17 protein-coding genes are annotated in these 15828 nt (G+C 43.0%); all 17 read right to left on the bottom strand.

Translation table 11 applies throughout. From position 1 onward, the window contains the following. Nucleotides 1-7: 7 nt before the first annotated feature. Nucleotides 8-1690 carry a pectinesterase gene (locus ACLN19_RS01870; protein ID WP_413382641.1) on the bottom strand — a complete coding sequence of 561 codons (1683 nt, stop codon included), beginning with the start codon at nucleotides 1688-1690 and terminating at the stop codon, nucleotides 8-10. Next, nucleotides 1668-3086 carry a phage tail protein gene (locus ACLN19_RS01865; RefSeq protein ID WP_413382638.1) on the bottom strand — a complete coding sequence of 473 codons (1419 nt, stop codon included), beginning with the start codon at nucleotides 3084-3086 and terminating at the stop codon, nucleotides 1668-1670. The genes ACLN19_RS01870 and ACLN19_RS01865 overlap by 23 nt, the downstream gene beginning before the upstream one ends. Continuing rightward, on the bottom strand, nucleotides 3083-3799 hold the full coding sequence (locus ACLN19_RS01860) for a hypothetical protein (protein ID WP_413382635.1): 717 nt from the start codon (nucleotides 3797-3799) through the stop codon (nucleotides 3083-3085). The genes ACLN19_RS01865 and ACLN19_RS01860 overlap by 4 nt, the downstream gene beginning before the upstream one ends. Beyond that, nucleotides 3786-7931, bottom strand: a complete 4146-nt coding sequence (locus ACLN19_RS01855; RefSeq protein ID WP_413382632.1) for a phage tail tape measure protein — start codon at nucleotides 7929-7931, stop codon at nucleotides 3786-3788. Before ACLN19_RS01855 ends, ACLN19_RS01860 begins: the two co-directional genes overlap by 14 nt. Further along, nucleotides 7918-8118 (bottom strand): hypothetical protein, encoded by a 201-nt coding sequence (locus tag ACLN19_RS01850; protein ID WP_413382629.1) that lies wholly within the window; start codon nucleotides 8116-8118, stop codon nucleotides 7918-7920. Before ACLN19_RS01850 ends, ACLN19_RS01855 begins: the two co-directional genes overlap by 14 nt. Before the next feature lie 146 nt (nucleotides 8119-8264). Further along, nucleotides 8265-8660, bottom strand: coding sequence for a tail assembly chaperone (locus tag ACLN19_RS01845; RefSeq protein WP_413382626.1), 396 nt, complete (start codon nucleotides 8658-8660; stop codon nucleotides 8265-8267). A 50-nt stretch (nucleotides 8661-8710) separates the two neighbouring features. Beyond that, the gene (locus ACLN19_RS01840; protein ID WP_413382623.1) at nucleotides 8711-9253 is read right to left on the bottom strand and encodes a phage major tail protein, TP901-1 family; all 543 of its coding nucleotides are present in this window, start codon (nucleotides 9251-9253) and stop codon (nucleotides 8711-8713) included. An 11-nt stretch (nucleotides 9254-9264) separates the two neighbouring features. Continuing rightward, the gene (locus tag ACLN19_RS01835) at nucleotides 9265-9645 is read right to left on the bottom strand and encodes a hypothetical protein (protein WP_413382620.1); all 381 of its coding nucleotides are present in this window, start codon (nucleotides 9643-9645) and stop codon (nucleotides 9265-9267) included. Then, nucleotides 9642-10001 carry an HK97-gp10 family putative phage morphogenesis protein gene (locus tag ACLN19_RS01830; protein ID WP_413382618.1) on the bottom strand — a complete coding sequence of 120 codons (360 nt, stop codon included), beginning with the start codon at nucleotides 9999-10001 and terminating at the stop codon, nucleotides 9642-9644. Before ACLN19_RS01830 ends, ACLN19_RS01835 begins: the two co-directional genes overlap by 4 nt. Next, the gene (locus ACLN19_RS01825; protein WP_413382615.1) at nucleotides 10001-10306 is read right to left on the bottom strand and encodes a hypothetical protein; all 306 of its coding nucleotides are present in this window, start codon (nucleotides 10304-10306) and stop codon (nucleotides 10001-10003) included. Before ACLN19_RS01825 ends, ACLN19_RS01830 begins: the two co-directional genes overlap by 1 nt. Then, nucleotides 10303-10650 (bottom strand): phage head-tail connector protein, encoded by a 348-nt coding sequence (locus ACLN19_RS01820; RefSeq protein WP_413382611.1) that lies wholly within the window; start codon nucleotides 10648-10650, stop codon nucleotides 10303-10305. The genes ACLN19_RS01825 and ACLN19_RS01820 overlap by 4 nt, the downstream gene beginning before the upstream one ends. Then, nucleotides 10643-10999: a hypothetical protein gene (locus tag ACLN19_RS01815; protein ID WP_413382608.1), complete on the bottom strand. Its 357-nt coding sequence runs from the start codon at nucleotides 10997-10999 to the stop codon at nucleotides 10643-10645. Before ACLN19_RS01815 ends, ACLN19_RS01820 begins: the two co-directional genes overlap by 8 nt. A 12-nt stretch (nucleotides 11000-11011) precedes the next feature. Continuing rightward, nucleotides 11012-11941, bottom strand: coding sequence for a phage major capsid protein (locus ACLN19_RS01810; protein WP_413382605.1), 930 nt, complete (start codon nucleotides 11939-11941; stop codon nucleotides 11012-11014). Nucleotides 11942-11959: 18 nt separating this feature from the next. Further along, nucleotides 11960-12508, bottom strand: a complete 549-nt coding sequence (locus tag ACLN19_RS01805; RefSeq protein ID WP_413382602.1) for a capsid assembly scaffolding protein Gp46 family protein — start codon at nucleotides 12506-12508, stop codon at nucleotides 11960-11962. A 117-nt stretch (nucleotides 12509-12625) separates the two neighbouring features. Next, nucleotides 12626-12784: a hypothetical protein gene (locus ACLN19_RS01800; RefSeq protein ID WP_413382599.1), complete on the bottom strand. Its 159-nt coding sequence runs from the start codon at nucleotides 12782-12784 to the stop codon at nucleotides 12626-12628. A gap of 1 nt (nucleotide 12785) precedes the next feature. Next, nucleotides 12786-14321, bottom strand: coding sequence for a minor capsid protein (locus tag ACLN19_RS01795; RefSeq protein WP_413382595.1), 1536 nt, complete (start codon nucleotides 14319-14321; stop codon nucleotides 12786-12788). Further along, nucleotides 14314-15828, bottom strand: coding sequence for a phage portal protein (locus ACLN19_RS01790; RefSeq protein WP_413382593.1), 1515 nt, complete (start codon nucleotides 15826-15828; stop codon nucleotides 14314-14316). Before ACLN19_RS01790 ends, ACLN19_RS01795 begins: the two co-directional genes overlap by 8 nt.

Genomic DNA, 15828 nt, shown 5'->3' with positions numbered 1-15828 from the left:
AGACCTCCTATAAAATAATCAAAGGGTACGTTGTGAAATTATGAGCTGACCAGACATTGTCTGAAGCGACCGATGACGTCTCTTTACGAATGCCCAAGTTCCCCCTTACTAGCTCACAATTCTTGAAGAAGATGTCACTTTGACTAGTATTACGGCCATAATAGCCAAATTTCACTGCTAGCGGTTCTCTGTCAAAGGTGTAAGTACCGCTAAAGACGCAACCGTCAAAGCTGATGCGACAGGATTCCTGCTGGCTATTATTATGCATAGACCAAGCGCAGTAGGTCGGTGAGATAAAGATACAATTATCGAATTCATACTGACAACCTGATGACGTTCCTGCCGCATAAGCTGCGACATTAATCCAAACACCCGACTTATTGCCTAGATGCTTAAACTTACAGTTCTTGAAACGATGAACTGTATTATTGTATTTAGCACTATTGCCCGTTTCATCATGAACGACATAACGAATATTTTGCCCGTTAACCGTGATGTTCTCTAACTCATTATGATAAGCGCACTCAATAGCTGAGATGTTCTGGGCGGTGTTTGCGGTCGTCTTCTCATCAGGAATAATCATATTCAAAATGACACTGCCAAGACCAACCAACCGAACATTCTTGTTAATCAAGCTCAACCCATTTCGATTACCACCACTTTCTGCTTTGGCTAAGAAGCTATCTCCACCCGCTTCTGCAAGTAAATCATACGTCCCTGTGTAGATAGTAATGGTATAAGGCTTCTCACTAAAATCAGGAATAGCATTAACCGCTGCGGTCACTGACGTAAAATCACCAGAGCCATCTTTCTTGACTGTCAGATCATACTGTCTAGACTCATCGTAGTTATCGACATAGGAATTCTTGTCATTATAGGCAGTCCATTTCCTTGGACCGTTCGAAATCCCAAACTTTTTGGAATCGTAGGTCGATTTAGTAACGGTGACATAAAGCATACCTGACTTGACAGGGGTCCAAGGCGTTGAAACTGACATGGGACTAGAGCTCTCAGATAGCATAGCTATAGAGCCATCGTCATACTGAATTTTGGTGAAGTACAGCGCAATATTCCACAGATGATAAGACTGCCCCTTAACTACCCTAAAAGGCTTGTAGGCGATATAACCATCTGCTGTTCCTGGGACTACTGTTGACGTATTGTGCGAATAAATCCCACCTTCTATCTTATTAACCTCTAAAAGATGTTCTGATATGACATGTACATAGTTTCTCATAAGCGCTACGATATCCTCCATCTGCTTTCTCACGGACGTACCTGCATTAGGATATTTATTACCGTTAAAGGCTGTTCGAATATCCATCAATTCTGCATCACCCGTCGTTGAACCGCTAGACAGACTCGTCAGATTGTCTAAACGATTCTTTGAAGTGGCTATGTCATAGACAATAGCCTCTAGGCGCTTAGCCAAAGTCTCAAAAGCACCTCTGGCTTGAGACACTTCCATGTTAGCATTGCCTGCTTTAGTCGCTTCGACAAATATCCGCTCAAAACCTTGTGCGATAGCTTCTCGGACATCAACACCATAGCCTTTAGACCTTACGAAATCCGCAAGTTCTGAGATTTGATGTAAGACACTAGCATCTATATGCGTGTAGTCATACGTTTTATTAGAGTCAAGCGCTTCTCTTTGACGATTCTGCTCACTACTCAGACTGTTGTAGCTCATCTGTTCTCCCTTCTTTACTGTTCAGTTGCTCTTGCAATACCGCAATCTGACTTTGAAGTCTCGCTATCTGCTGTGCGACGACTTCTTGATTAGCCTCAGAGTTATTAAGCAGATTCTGTTGACGCTCCAGCTCTTGTGTCAGGCTAGTAATCTGTGCTAAGAGACGCTGTCTTTCTGCTTCATTTTTAGCTTGCTGGGCTTTGAGGTCTTGATTAAGCTTCTCAATAGACTTTTGAGCCGCCGCTTGTTGCAATTGAAAAGCGGATATAGTCAAACTATCCGCTCCAATTTCAAGCTCTACCGTCTGCGGTTGGGTGATATCAATATCAATCCCAATAATCTGTAACTCTTCAATACCTGATAGAGGAGCGTTTAGGATAGGATGATAGTTATAGAGTTCGAACTTCTCATACCTGGGGTCAATAAGTGAACGCTCAACCACAGACACTTTCCAGTTAGCCATAGCCACTTTCTGGTCTCTGAGATACTGCTCACCACGAGCCTTTAATATCCGTGGGTCGTTAATTTCAGACCAGACGACGATTTTACGGATAATGCCAAACTTCTTCATCAGCTCAGCATCCTCTAAGCGCATCTTACCACCGTTGACGGTCCCAATATGAACTTGAGGACGAATAATGTCGCTAGTCGTTCCTGTCTCATCGGCGTTATAGCTCTCGTCATCAGCTCCGATAGGCACAATCTGAGTCATCATATCCGCTAAAGACACGGTCTTATTAGCGGATTTAATGTTACGCCCTAACTGTATAGGTGTTTGTTTGTGCTCACCCACTTCTTCCAGATAATCGATGTAATTGCCATCAGGCTCTGTCCGCATCACGATATAACCACCGAACTTATCAATGAGTCGGTTCTTGATACATTCCCAAGTTGACTCAAACGTAATGTAGAGGTAAGGTAAGTCCGTGCGGTTCTTGACTGTCACTCTTCCTACTTTAAAGCGCTTGTGAGCTTCTACCCTATCGTTATGAAACTTGATAATGTATCTAAAGTACTCCTCAGGGCCTCGATTAGGGCGTTTCTCCCAAGCCAGGGTCATGTCGTGAAGATAAGCTAGACTACTCTCGCAAGTCACTTCTTGACTGAAACGACCTTCACTCGACATTGATCCAGCAATATCAATGATACGCCCATAAAAGACAACTGAGTCATCAAAGAGATTGATAACCTTAACTAAACCCTTGATGACAACCAATTTCTGATAGTAGGGATTATTGTGGGCAATAGTAAAGACAAACTCGTCGGCTGTGTTTTTCTTCTTAGAAATCTTACCAGTCACAAGCTTATTAGCTTTAGAATAGGTCGGCTCATTAAGCACCTTAGCGTTAGGGTCTGAAATATCATCCCAATAAAGGACACGGTACCCTGCTTTCATCCCATCACCTCCACTCTAAAATGAAAGGCAATAGTACCTGTTCCTTTGAGCTTGAAACGGTTAATGCCTTTCTTAAGTTGTAAGGTAAAATCTGTTGATGTCCCTTGATTAAAACGATAGTCCTTACCATCCTCGTCGGTAACCACAAATGAGGCAGTCGCTTCGATTTCTGGAGAGAGTGAGGTAGAGCCTGCATTGAACAAAACAATATCCCTACTTCCCTGAACGCTGAATTTGGTAAAGGCTGTCACGTCTTGGTCAAACGAGAAGGTATCCCAGACATCGTCGTAGTAATCATTTTGAGCGTACATGAATGGATAACAGTCAAAGACCAGAGTCGCTATGAAGTTTCGCTTTCTAGCGTCGTGTTCGACCTTGACGGACTTGCACTTCCCGTGCCAATAATATCGACCATTGAAGCTATCAAACAACATCTGATTCCCATAAGGCATAAGGGCTTGCTTAATAGCCGTCTCATAGTATTTCCGCTTATCATAAGGCTTGTTAATGAGTTTAAACTGATAGGTAATCTCTCGATTATCAAAGATACGCTCTCCATAAATCCCTGAGAAATCAAGCACCCCTTGCATACCAGGAATAGACTCTACAATCGTCTGTTCGTCAGGCGTAGGGGCCTCTCGACTCATGAGATAAAGCCCCATTTCTTTGGAATTAAAATCTCCAAAAGTAATGTATTCCTTAATAGGTATCAAAACTTAGCCTTCCTTTCCGTTGTGCTCTGTTTCCTAATTCTCTATCCATTCTTCCAGCCGTAGCACCTATCCAAGCGCCGGTGTCTGCCACAATGACTTGCCCGTCACGAATAGCTGATTCTAGGCTATCGAATTTGTCCGTCACTTTATCAATAAAGCTATTAAATTGCGTTACTTGAGAATTTGTATCTAATTGATGTTTGACCGAGGATATACTATAGTCAACTGTCATTGACTTAACTAGCTCTCCTTGCAACGCATCAATCTGCATACCTGCATTAATACCACTAACCAAATGAGAGGTATCAATTGTAAAGCTATCCACAGCCGATTGAAGGTAGTTCAGACTGTTTTCAACCAATCCACCGGTACCCTTAATACCTACAGCGATACCCGCACCTATCCAGTGCCCCACTTCGTCACGGAAAAGACGCGATGGCGAATGGATTTTAGCTTTGGCTTTAGCGGCACGTTCGGCCTGAGCGACTAGCTCATTAGCTGCCGCAGTCACTTCACCAAGTACTGAACGCATACCAACAGCTAACCCTTGCGCTAGGAAAGCTCCAGCACTTTGCATAGCTCCTCGACCACTTCGTGCCGCATTCACAGCTTGATTCACAGCGCTGGTCATAGCAGAACTCATCTGACTACCACCACTACGAATAGCATTAACCACATTGCTCATACCGTTACGAATGGTACTGACAATCTGATTCATGCCAGACTGGGCAGTCGTAACCATTCTTGTCGTGGCAGAGCGAAGCGCTGATGTCATCTGGCTACCACCACTACGAACCGCTTGCACACTTGCGGTCATTCCTGTTAAGACTGCGCTTCTAACTTGGTTCATACCAGACTGCATGCTAGAGACCATCTGACTACTTGCAGACACAACCGCACTTGTCATCTGCGCTCCAGCGGATAAAATAGCCCCACTCGCTCCAGCCATAGCACTTTGAATACCAGCACCAAGCGACATAATCTGGCTATTAGCTGACGCAGAGCTTGCCCCCAAAGCGGACATCGCCCCATTAGCACTAGACGCTTGCGAGCTAAAGCTAGCCAGTCCAGCACTTGCCCTAAGTGTAGCCGTTCCGATAGTCATCAAAGTCGCTGTGAACTGAGTGATGATAGCACTCGTCATCATAAGACTTGTCAATGAGCTCGTGATACCTGTCGCAAAGCTTGTCATAGCCAGACTAACCATAGTCAACTGCATAGGTAGTGTTCCTAGGCTAGCAGTGAGCATAGTTAGAGCTGTAGGGAACATTTGAAGCGCCACACTTGCCATCTGAGCAGATGTCGCGATCAACTGCATGCCAATCCCTGCTGCTTGAAGACCTGGACCCGCAGAGGCAATCCCAGAGCTAGCAATAGCACCAAGACCAGTAGCGACTGCAGCTAGCGTACCAACCAAGTCACCGAGCTTCAAATCCACAAGAATTTTAATACCCTGTGCCATGAGTTTCACTCCTTGACCGGCATTCTTAGCCGCATTACCCATAGACTCAAAGATACCAGCAACGCCATCTAAGATACTACGAACCGCGCCTCCAAAACTTTCAATAACACCCTTAGCACTATCTAGAATATTTCTAATCTGGTCGCCTAGAGTCTTAAAGAGGTTGGTAATGCTATCAATAATCGGACTGATTTGACTAATCAGATTGTTAAAGGCATCCACAATTCCTGTCAGGACAGGAGCTACTGCCTGCACCATCTCAGTGATAGCTGGAATGAAAGGTGCTAGTGCTTGAACAATCTGCACAATAGCATCAGCTACGACCGTTACAATCGTCGTAAAAGCTGACGTTATAGCAGGTACAAATGGCGCTATAGCCTCGATAATCTGCACGATAGCATTAGATACAACGGTCACAACCTGTACAAACGTATCAGACAAAATCTGAATAATCGGTGTGATAGCTGTGATGATTTGTGCCACCCCAGTAGCAATAGCGCCCACTAAGCCCGCAACTGCTCCAATAATAGCAGGAATAGCGCCAACAATGACCGCTACTACAGCAACAACGACTTCACCCAGAGCACTCACAAAAGGTGCGGATGCACCAAAAGCTTCACCTACTGCCACAATCAGTGGCGATAATAAAGCTAAAGCGCTGGCTATAGTTGTCAAAACTGGTGCAACGGTCACAAGAGCTTGTGCAAAAGCTTGTAAAACACCACCTACAAGGCTCACTAAAACATCAGCCAAGCCTTGTAAGAAAGGTAAAACTATACCTTGCGCTGAACTTAAAACTAAAAGAGCAGTTGTGACCGCTGCTAAAGCTATCGCAAAAGCTATAACCCCACTAGGATTCAAAAGTGAAATGGCTCTTGAGATTCCTGTAAAAGCTTTTGAAACGGCCGAGCCTATCCCTTTAAAAATTGACGCAATTCCTTTCCCCATACCAGAGAAGACATTTTTGACAGCACTTCCTGCCGACTTAGCCATATTCGCTAATCCTGAAAAGGGATTAGGAATCTTCGGCATGCTGAATTTAAACTTGCTGAAAGGATTAGAGATTTTAACATCTTTTAGCTTCATAAAAGCCGCAATTGTAAGACCTATACCTGCAATAAGCGGTAAAAAGGCTCCTATATTCAACTTGCCTAAAGATTTTTTAATATTGTCTAAGACAGGCTGTACCTTTGCTTTTAACTCGTTAAACTTATTCACCACAGCGCTAACGGAGCTGTTGACAATGTTCCTAAACGTTTCTGAATGCTTATAGGCATATACCAGTCCTGCTACTAAAGCAGTTATCGCTACAAGGGCTAATCCAAAAGGATTGCTTAAAACAGCTTTTAGACCATTAAAAGCACCGCCTAAACCGCCAGCTATACGCTGAACGTTCATCATAGCACCGCCGACTGCTGTCAAAGCAGGTCCGACGACGGGCGATAATCCAATAAAACTCCTTGCCATCCTAGCAACAGAATTATCACTATTTGTAGCCCACTCAAGAGCGCTATTCGTCATGTCTAGAAAACTAGAGGTCACTCCACCTTCTGCTGCTAAGGCCTTATTGGTTAGCGCTTCCCAGTTACCGCCGACTTGCTCAATCTTTGAACCTAAGTTTTTTTGCATTTCATTAGCAGAATCAGACAGATATTTGCTTGCAGCTTGAGCACTATCTCCTACAGCACTTAGCTCTTGTTCTGCAGCGTCCCACGACTTAGTGGCATCATCTGTAGAGTTGGCAATCGCATCCATCAGAGGACTTATAGCTTGCATACCTGAGGTGTCAAAAAGTTTCTTTAGGGTTGCTGTCTTTTCAGACTGAGACATCTCTTTGGTTTTCTCGTTAACCTCAGACAATATCTGCTTTAAAGGTTTCATGTTTCCTGCAGCGTCAGTATAAGATAAACCAAGTTTATCCATCGCTTTGGTTGCACCTTTAGAAGGCGAAGCCATTTTTAGCATGGCGTGATTCAAATCTTGAGACGCTTGTGCCGCACTCATACCTGTATTCGTCAACAGACCAATGGCGGTTGATGCTGTCTTCATGTCAACTCCCATCAATTTTGATGAGCTAGCCACATTTGAAAGCGCCTGCTGCATACTCTCAATCGTCGCATTCGAGATATTAGCATTCTTAGTCAACATAGCTGCTGCTTGTTGCGGTGTTCCTAAGCTATCTCCCCAGACATTCATAGCTTGCTGAACCACTCCTGCTGTGGTAACTAAATCAGCACCTGCAGCAGTTGAGGCTTGTGCAATAGCTGGAAACTGCTCTTTTAATTGGGAAATACTAGCACCGTTCTGAGCCATGGCAACCATGGCATCTGCCGCATCTCTGGCTGAGATAGGCAGTTCTGCCCCCATCTTGTTAGCGACATCGGCTAAACTGTTGATGTCTTTAGCAGTACCACCAGCCACAACCGCAGCTTTATTGAGAGACATCTGGAAATCGCCAAAGCCCTTGACAGCACCCACGCCCATAGCGGTTGTCGCAAGACCAATTCCTGTTACAGCTTTACCCGCAGTACTAATTCCGGACATAACCTTATCAAGAGAGCTATTACTTTTGTCTTTAAAGGTCTCAAATAAAGAGCCTGCTTCTTTCATAGCGCTTGAGAATTGAGAGATATTAGCTCTCAAGACTGCCGTTACATCAAAAGACATCATTTACCTCTCTTTCTCGATTAAGATAATCATTCATCAGCCTATTCACATCCGCTAAGTCGTGTTTATCAGCTCTATACTGGTTATGCCTTCCAAGCGCTGTATTCAATTCTTCTTCATAGTTAAAGAAAGAATCAAATTGACTGTACTTAGGTTTTGGATTGCGATTAGAGCCAGTTGTTTCCTGCACCCTTTGCTGGTCCCAAGCGTTTACTGCAGAGAAAAAGAGTTGATCAGCACAATAGATATTAAAAGCCTTAACATATATCTGATATTCTTCAAGTGTTGTGTTAAAAGCTTCTTGGTAGGTTAGTCCATGTCTTGCAATTAAGAATGCTATGGCATCATCGTAGCTGGAGGCATAGCTGTCTCGTTTACGGCTGTTGTCACTTCTGCTGTCATCCCCATGGCTTTGATGAGGAGCGGTGATTTTTTTACTTCCGCGACGACCTCTCCTAAAACAGCATCATAGCGTTCTGAGAGAATCAACTCTTCAATGTAGCTCTCAAGCTCCTCATTGCTTGGCTTTTGAGGGCACTCGACTGTCGCAGAACGAATTAAATCCACAAAAGCAAGCGGGTCATTAAGCAGATGACCGGCATTGAAGAGTGCCATAGCACCATATCCGGTCTTAACACCCTCAAACTCTGCCGAATGACGCTTATTCATCTCTTTCAAGAAGCCAAGGCCGAAACGAAGTGGGTAGTTTTTGTTATTGATAGTTAATTGCATGTTACTTTCTCCTTTACATCAAAAAATGAGAGCGGCTTAGTCGCTCTCTCCTAAACAGTTGTTTCTTGGGCTAGGGTGTGATAAGCATAAGACGCCGCTTTAACAGACTGCATCTGGGCATCCGTTAGGACATCCTTATGACGCCATACACCTTTACCATCAATCGCAAATGAGTAAGATAGCTCTACTTTACCCTCTGCCGAAGAAGATAATTCAAACTCCGTAAAATGCCCCTGGAAGTAGTGGACTTGAAATTCCTCTTTTTGCGTTTCTTTATTTAAAACACCCGATTTAATATCCACTGCCCAAAACTCGACAGTCTCATTATCCAGATACCACTGGTGCATCTCTTCCCAGAGGTTAATGGTATTAGGGTCATCTTCACGATAGGCAATAGACTTTAGCTCCATCGTATTTTCGCCATCAGCCACTGACGTGACATTTCCGTCAACCGTAGGAGTTGAATCTGTTTCCTTTTCCATGCTGATTGTAATTTCAGTCATAAAACGAATACGCGCTGCGTCTTCAGTCGTACGATTTTTAAGTAGTCGGAAAAAAGCAAGGAGATCCTTGCCATCAATTGTTGTTACCATAAAGTATCCTTTCATTTTTTCACATAAGAAAAACGAACGTCCAACACCCTATGAATTAAAGGCTGAACATCCGTATTATCTATCATATCTCTTGGATTGGCTGTCTTAAAACTAACCTGATAATCAAAAGTTTCTCTTAAATCCTTCAATCTATCTAAAAGTTGTGCAGTCAGTTCATCTAAGCCTGACCTATTTTGTCTAAGACCATAAAGATGCACTGTCTGAACACATTCACCGTAAAGCTCAAGGTTCTCACTTTCCGTAAACTGCCCTTCTCCAACGAAGAAGAAAGGGTAGTGGGCACTAGCATCAGGTAGAAAATCATAAGTATCCTCATGAATGGCTAAGCATTCGTTGAATACCTGTCGAAAAATAGCATGACTGGGAGTCATTTAAACACCCCCTTCATAATGTCTGTCATTTCTTTTTGGAAGTCTTTCTCAACATCCCAAAGCGCAGGCCTCATATGCGGATGCCCTGCCTGAAAACGAGTTCCATATTCCTGATAACCACCGTATGCCGCTTCATCGGTGACATGACCTTCCAGCTGATTAGGATAAGAACTTTTGATGTGATCGTGCTCAAAACCTGTATCGTATCCTACAAGCTCCTTAGCTTTTGCCTTGACCTTCTCAGTGTTATTCTTGATGACAACAGAGCTGAGTTGCCTAACCCTTTCACCAGAGCCTTTGATAGTCATGGTTAGACGCTCCGTTCCGTGCCAATCTACCGAAAACAGTTTAGCCATTAGTTACCTACTTTCTTTAAGCGCACCGCTCCTTTAATAGGCGCATCTATCTTGTCAAGGGGTTCAAAGGTATCACCTAAATAGACAGCTTTATCAAATGGTGCCTGCTCTTGTTGAAATCGACAAATCATGATTCTATCAGTCCGGTTGCCGTACTCTTCAAATACTCTTGCCTGGGAAATAAAATTCACCAGGCAAGGCACAACGGTTTCTGTCCCTGAGATTGAATCATAGCTATCCGTTTTAGGATTGTATTTCGGTGCCATCTCACCACGAACAAGAGTAATACGATGAGGTGTCTTCATAGAAACGTCACCCTCCCTTTCTGCCGTTGTGAGCCGTCCAACCCAAAATCCTTGTTGAGGATAGCCATGTAAGGTTTGAAGAGATTATCCCATTCCTGATAAGTGACCGAATAGCCATCTACCGTCTCGCTGGTGACACCTTCTGAACCTTTGCGACCGTAGAGCTTATAGACGACATTCTCAATCATAAAATCATACTTACTATCAATCTCAACACTAGCAGTCAAGCCTTTAAAATAGCTTTCGGCATCTTCTACTAAGTCTTGTAGTAAGGCGTCCTCAGCGGTATCCTCAGAGGCTATACCTAAGCGACGTTTGATTTTAGCTAGCCTTATGTCATCCATTATCGTCTCCTGTTTGCTCTAACAGTTCCAATAACTCTGCTTTATTAGCACGAGCTTTATAGTCAATACCTCGTTCCTCAAGAGCTTGCTTAATTTCCTTGACGGTCGGTTCTTCGGCTTCTTCTTGCACAAGAGGTACTGTCGGCTCTTCCAATTCTTCGGGAGTCGCCTCTTCCTGAATGAGAGCTATTGTTTCTTCTTCTAGCTTAACAATAGCTCCTTTTCTTACCAACTCCTCTAGCCTCTCATCAGAAACCTCTAGCCCTTTTCGTGGATAGATAGCACCAGCGTAGTAGCAATAGTCGTTGTCCTGGGAGTCTCGAATAGCTTTTGTTGTTTTATAAACCATAATTTATACCTCTCAAACACTTACAGGTTGAATGGCAGCGAAAGCTTCATCATTTGGAATAGCCACTGCGATTTCAAAGATGGCACGTAGTGCTTGCATGTCTTGTTCAAACAAATGAACGTCGCCAGAATCAAGTGCCCCATCATTTTGAACCTTAGATAGTGTCGCTTGATCAGCAATCTTTAGACGCAAATTAGTTCCATTTGGAATACCATAGACTAGTCCCTCAAAGTTCCCTGTTAGCAAAGTTCCTGCAGGATAGATTTGACCGTCTTGTAGGCGCAACTGTGTGTAAGGCAAACCGTCTAGCTCACCTACAGCGTTTGGGTTAGCAGGTTTAGTAAAGACATGCTCACCACCATTCACGCTGTCATAGATAGAGCGCAGTGTGCGGTTAATCGTGCGGTGTCCAACAAAAGCGTTTGGGTCTTTGTAAGGTGTTTCTTCTACAGTGTAGAGATTTTCTAAGGTAATACCTCCAGAGACAATGTTGTTTGCGGCTTTAGCAGAAGCCAACACGTTAGCACCAAAAGGGTTTCCATGCAACCCTAAAAAAGCCGCACCATCAATCTTCTTGTTAAAGAGATCAACAACCTTATCTTTGATAGTCTCAAAATAGTTTGTCCAGGTATAATTAAGTGCTTCTTGTGTGACAGGTAAGATAACAGCAATTTTACGAGATTCTAGGACGTAGCTCTTTGCTTGTACCTTAGCAGTACCGATTTTTTGACCTTCACCTACAAAATAAGCGTCTGTCAATTCTCCAAGTTCTACGCCCTTGCGCACCATCTTACCGTCCATATCCACCTTACGCCCTAATTGAATGACTTTAGAGCTTTTAACGAGTGAATCTGTAAATAGGTCTGTAATCTGAGCTGATGTGATTTCCTTGCCTAGCGAATCTGACAAGGTAACTGTATCAGGATTAAAGGCTTGTTTCATAATCATTTCCTTTCATGTTTAAAACTGTGTAATTTTAGCTTTGGCAAACTTATCGCCCTCATGAGAAGATTGTCCTCCGACTCCGCCGCTAGACTTAGGAGGATTAGATACTGCCTCCTCACGTTTTTGAGCATTGAGGATATTAGCCATGTTAGCTACTGCTGTCTTTGTAGAGTCTTCGTCATCTTTAACGACAAAAGCAAGCGTTGACTCATTGACTGGAATGCCTTGACTCTCAAGCTCCTTGATGGCCACATCTTGCATTTGACGTTTGGCAATCTGCGCCTTCAGCTCTGCATTCTCTTGTTCAATTGCTTGGATAGCGTCTTGACGTTCCTTCTCTTTCAAGGCTTCCAGTTCTTCATCACTCATTGTTGCCTTTGATACCGCCTCTTTGATTTGTTGGTCAAGGCTTTCTCTAAGTTCTGTCAACTCTGTCTGATGCTTATCTTCGGCTGCCTTGAGACGACGTTGCATCTCCGCCACACTGACTGTCTTTTCAGCCTCATGCTGATTAGATTCTTCTTCAGTTGGGTTATCAATAGGTTTGTTATTATCTTTTGCCATAATAGGCTCCTTTCTTTACGCTTTAACGTGCAACCCCCACGACCTCATGCAAAGTTTAATGCCTTTAGCACGGTTTGGGCATAAGAAAAGCACCTAGACAAAAATCTAAGCGCTCTATTAAATCGTTTCAAGTTTTATGTTCTTGATAAATTCATCCCATTCGGCATCCAACTCCGCAACGGTTTTATTTTTATTTCGTTCTCGGGCTTCTTTTAACAATTCATCCAAATTGTCATCTTCGGCTTCTGGCCAATCATAATCATATTTATCAACCATATCAATCAACCCTTCCAAAATCAAAGTCAAACACTTCAGAAAACAGTTCAAGCGTTTTCTCCTGTGCTACAACTTCATTATAACCCATTTTCTTAAATTTATCAATTTGGTTGGCGTATTCCGAAATTACTGTTTTTGAAATACGCTTATTAGGCCTAGTGTACCAATAAATACTACCATCATGCCCTGCTGTCAGACCATATTTGATAGAATTGTTCTTACTTCTCTGTTGCAAAGAAGCTAAATCACTCAGTGATGGCGGGTACCCTGAAGGGTGATTATGAATTGAAACAAGCCCTTTTTCAGAACTTTCTTTGAAAGCCTTCTTTACTTGGTCATTGTAAACAACCCCTTTTGTCTTCCTTGCCTTATTGGAAACTGCTACAACCTTCCCAGTATTTGCATCAAGCAAATAATAATCTTCAAAGGGTGTTCCAGCTCTATGCTGAATGATTTTTCTTGAAACAGACGCAAGTTGTTCAGCTATTGAGGCAGTCAAGGCATTGTTTTTGAATTTTTCGACATAAGTACTTTGTCTAATGTAACCCAAGTCTGCCTTAAAATTCCCAGTATTGTATTCCTCTTCCGTTTTTTCTTTCGACTTCCAATAATCGTAATTATCAAGCGTACTTCCGCCTGACTTGTAGTCCATCTTGATATGCCCATAGAAACTACAACGACAATTAGGATGTCTCGGGGGGAGATTAACCCCCATCTCTGCTTCCTCAATAAGAATGGACTTTTTGTCTAAGGGCTGACAGATTTTACAAGCTCCCGCTTCTGCGACATAGATAACGTGAGTAAACGCATTGCCCTTTAACATCTTAAGGTCTGTCTGAGTGACAATACGACTGATTTCCGTCTTTAGTAAGCGCTGGGCATTCGCTTTACTGGTCTCAAACTTCTTGGCTAGGCGATTACGCTCCTGTTTATAGCCCATCATATCCGTGTAGATACGATTAAGGGAGCTAAAAAGTTCTCTCTGAAGGTTAGCTTGTAGCCCATTTCGTCCCCAAACACGACTAGAAAAAGTTTGACCGTAAAAATCAGCGTCTAAAATGCTCTGTAATCGTCCCGACGCTCTGGTGGCACTATCACCCAAGATACCTGCTTGCCTGCGATATTCACGCTCCAGCTCGCTTTGTCTGGCGCTATTAAAGAGTTCGTTAGCACTCGCAGTCAGATTTTGAATTTCTAGAAAAAGCTCTGCCTTTAAAAGCTCCAAGCGACTAACTTTCATCTTAAGGTTATAGACTTTTAACCACTCATTCGTCGCATGGCTAAAATCTTTATCCTTAACTGCCTGTGCTGCTTTCTGATTGAACTGAGTCACATCCATCTCTGAGACACGTTTAACGACTTCTTGCCTTGTCAAACCGTTCTGTTTAGCGTAGTTCATATAAAAGCGGTCAATCTGTTCCTGCATACGTTGATAAGAAGTTCTATACATCTCTGTGAGAATCTTGTCTCGCTCTATATCTCGCTTCATGAGCTCCGACTGCGCTTTACGCTCGGCATTATAGCGCTGATTATCCATGGCTTTCCTCACCTAGCGTTTGTTCAATTTCGGCATCACTTGCACCTTTTTCTTTCATCAGACGTTTTTGTTCCGTACGTGTATCCGTGAAACTAGAAGCCTCCATCAGCGTTTCTTGAGATATTTCTAAGCCTGAATCAATAGCTGACTTAATCTCCGCCCAAACATCTGTCGGCAAGTTTTCATGAAAAGTAAAAGTCAAGAGGTTAGCATCTACTGCCTTACCTAGCTTCAAAGAGTTAGTCAGAGATTGAAGCAGTTGATAGCGTCTTTTAAGCGCCTTAATAAAAAAGCCACGCTTGACAGCAGTGACTTGTTGTAAATCGACTAGTTTATAACGAATGGCAATACCGGAGCTGGCAGAGAAAGTATTATCATCTTGAAGATTAGGCAATCCTACAATTCGGAAGAAATCCTTAATAATACGAGTCTTATAAGCTTCAACACCTCCAACATCATACTGCTTATAGATGTAACCTACATCTACAGAGGTTTGCTGTCCTGTGTTACTGATACCTGACTCTAGGACAATCATATTAGCCTGCTTCATCTTCAACAAGTCAGAAGCGTTCATTCCTGTAGAATTGACATCGCCTTTAATAACCAACATAGCATCGTTCAAATCGCTCATGTAATTGGCTGTATCACTCTCTGCCGCATCGTAAGCATCTATTAGAGGAATACCTTTCTCCCAATCTCCTTGACGGTCACGATTATTCTGCCATTCAACCACAGGTACCATACCAAACTGATTAGGCTTACGGTCATCCTCAATCAACTCTCCACCTTGAGCCTTCATAGGCTTATAGCTAATAATATGACTATCCGTATAGACCGTCACATACATCTGGTCATTGTAGATAGGGCAATGAACTGCCGCTATAATCTGCTTATTGACATCAGCACTGCGAACGGTAAAGATTTCCTTGGCATCAATCAATGATACCGCAGGTTGCTTGAACTCATCATAATAGTGTAACTCAAAAGCCCTACCGTATCTTGAAGCATCATAGACCAACTCGCGATTAAGAGCTTCAATATCATTATAGAGATTGAAATCTTCAATAGGCTCTAGGGCTATTTCGGTATCCTTAGCCCCGATAGATATCGGTTGACCTACAGTATAGCCTGTAAAGAAACGACTAGCCTGTCCGCCTAAGTCGTGTCTGATACGATAATCAGCTTTCTCTTTCTCTAAACGCTTACGACCGTTCAAAATTGTATAGTTATTGCCATTGGAATAATCTTCTAAGATAGATAATCGTTTGACCTGCTCTTCTCTAAAGCTGTCAATCATTTTTTGAAGAAGCACCTTTCCTTCATCGTTATCTACTAAATCACTCGCTGACTCGCACATGAAATGCGTGTTAGACGCTTCTGAAAATTGTAAGAAGTCTTCACGTTTTTCATGGTCGTTTGTATCCATATCCCTTTCAAACTGATACGATCTAGGGACATATTGACCTTCGGCCAATAAATCATCCGCTTGATGTGTTGTCTGTGACAT

This window comes from Streptococcus lishijunsis, assembly GCF_047290665.1.
Taxonomy (GTDB): domain Bacteria; phylum Bacillota; class Bacilli; order Lactobacillales; family Streptococcaceae; genus Streptococcus.
This window is presented reverse-complemented; position numbering and strand designations above follow the sequence as displayed.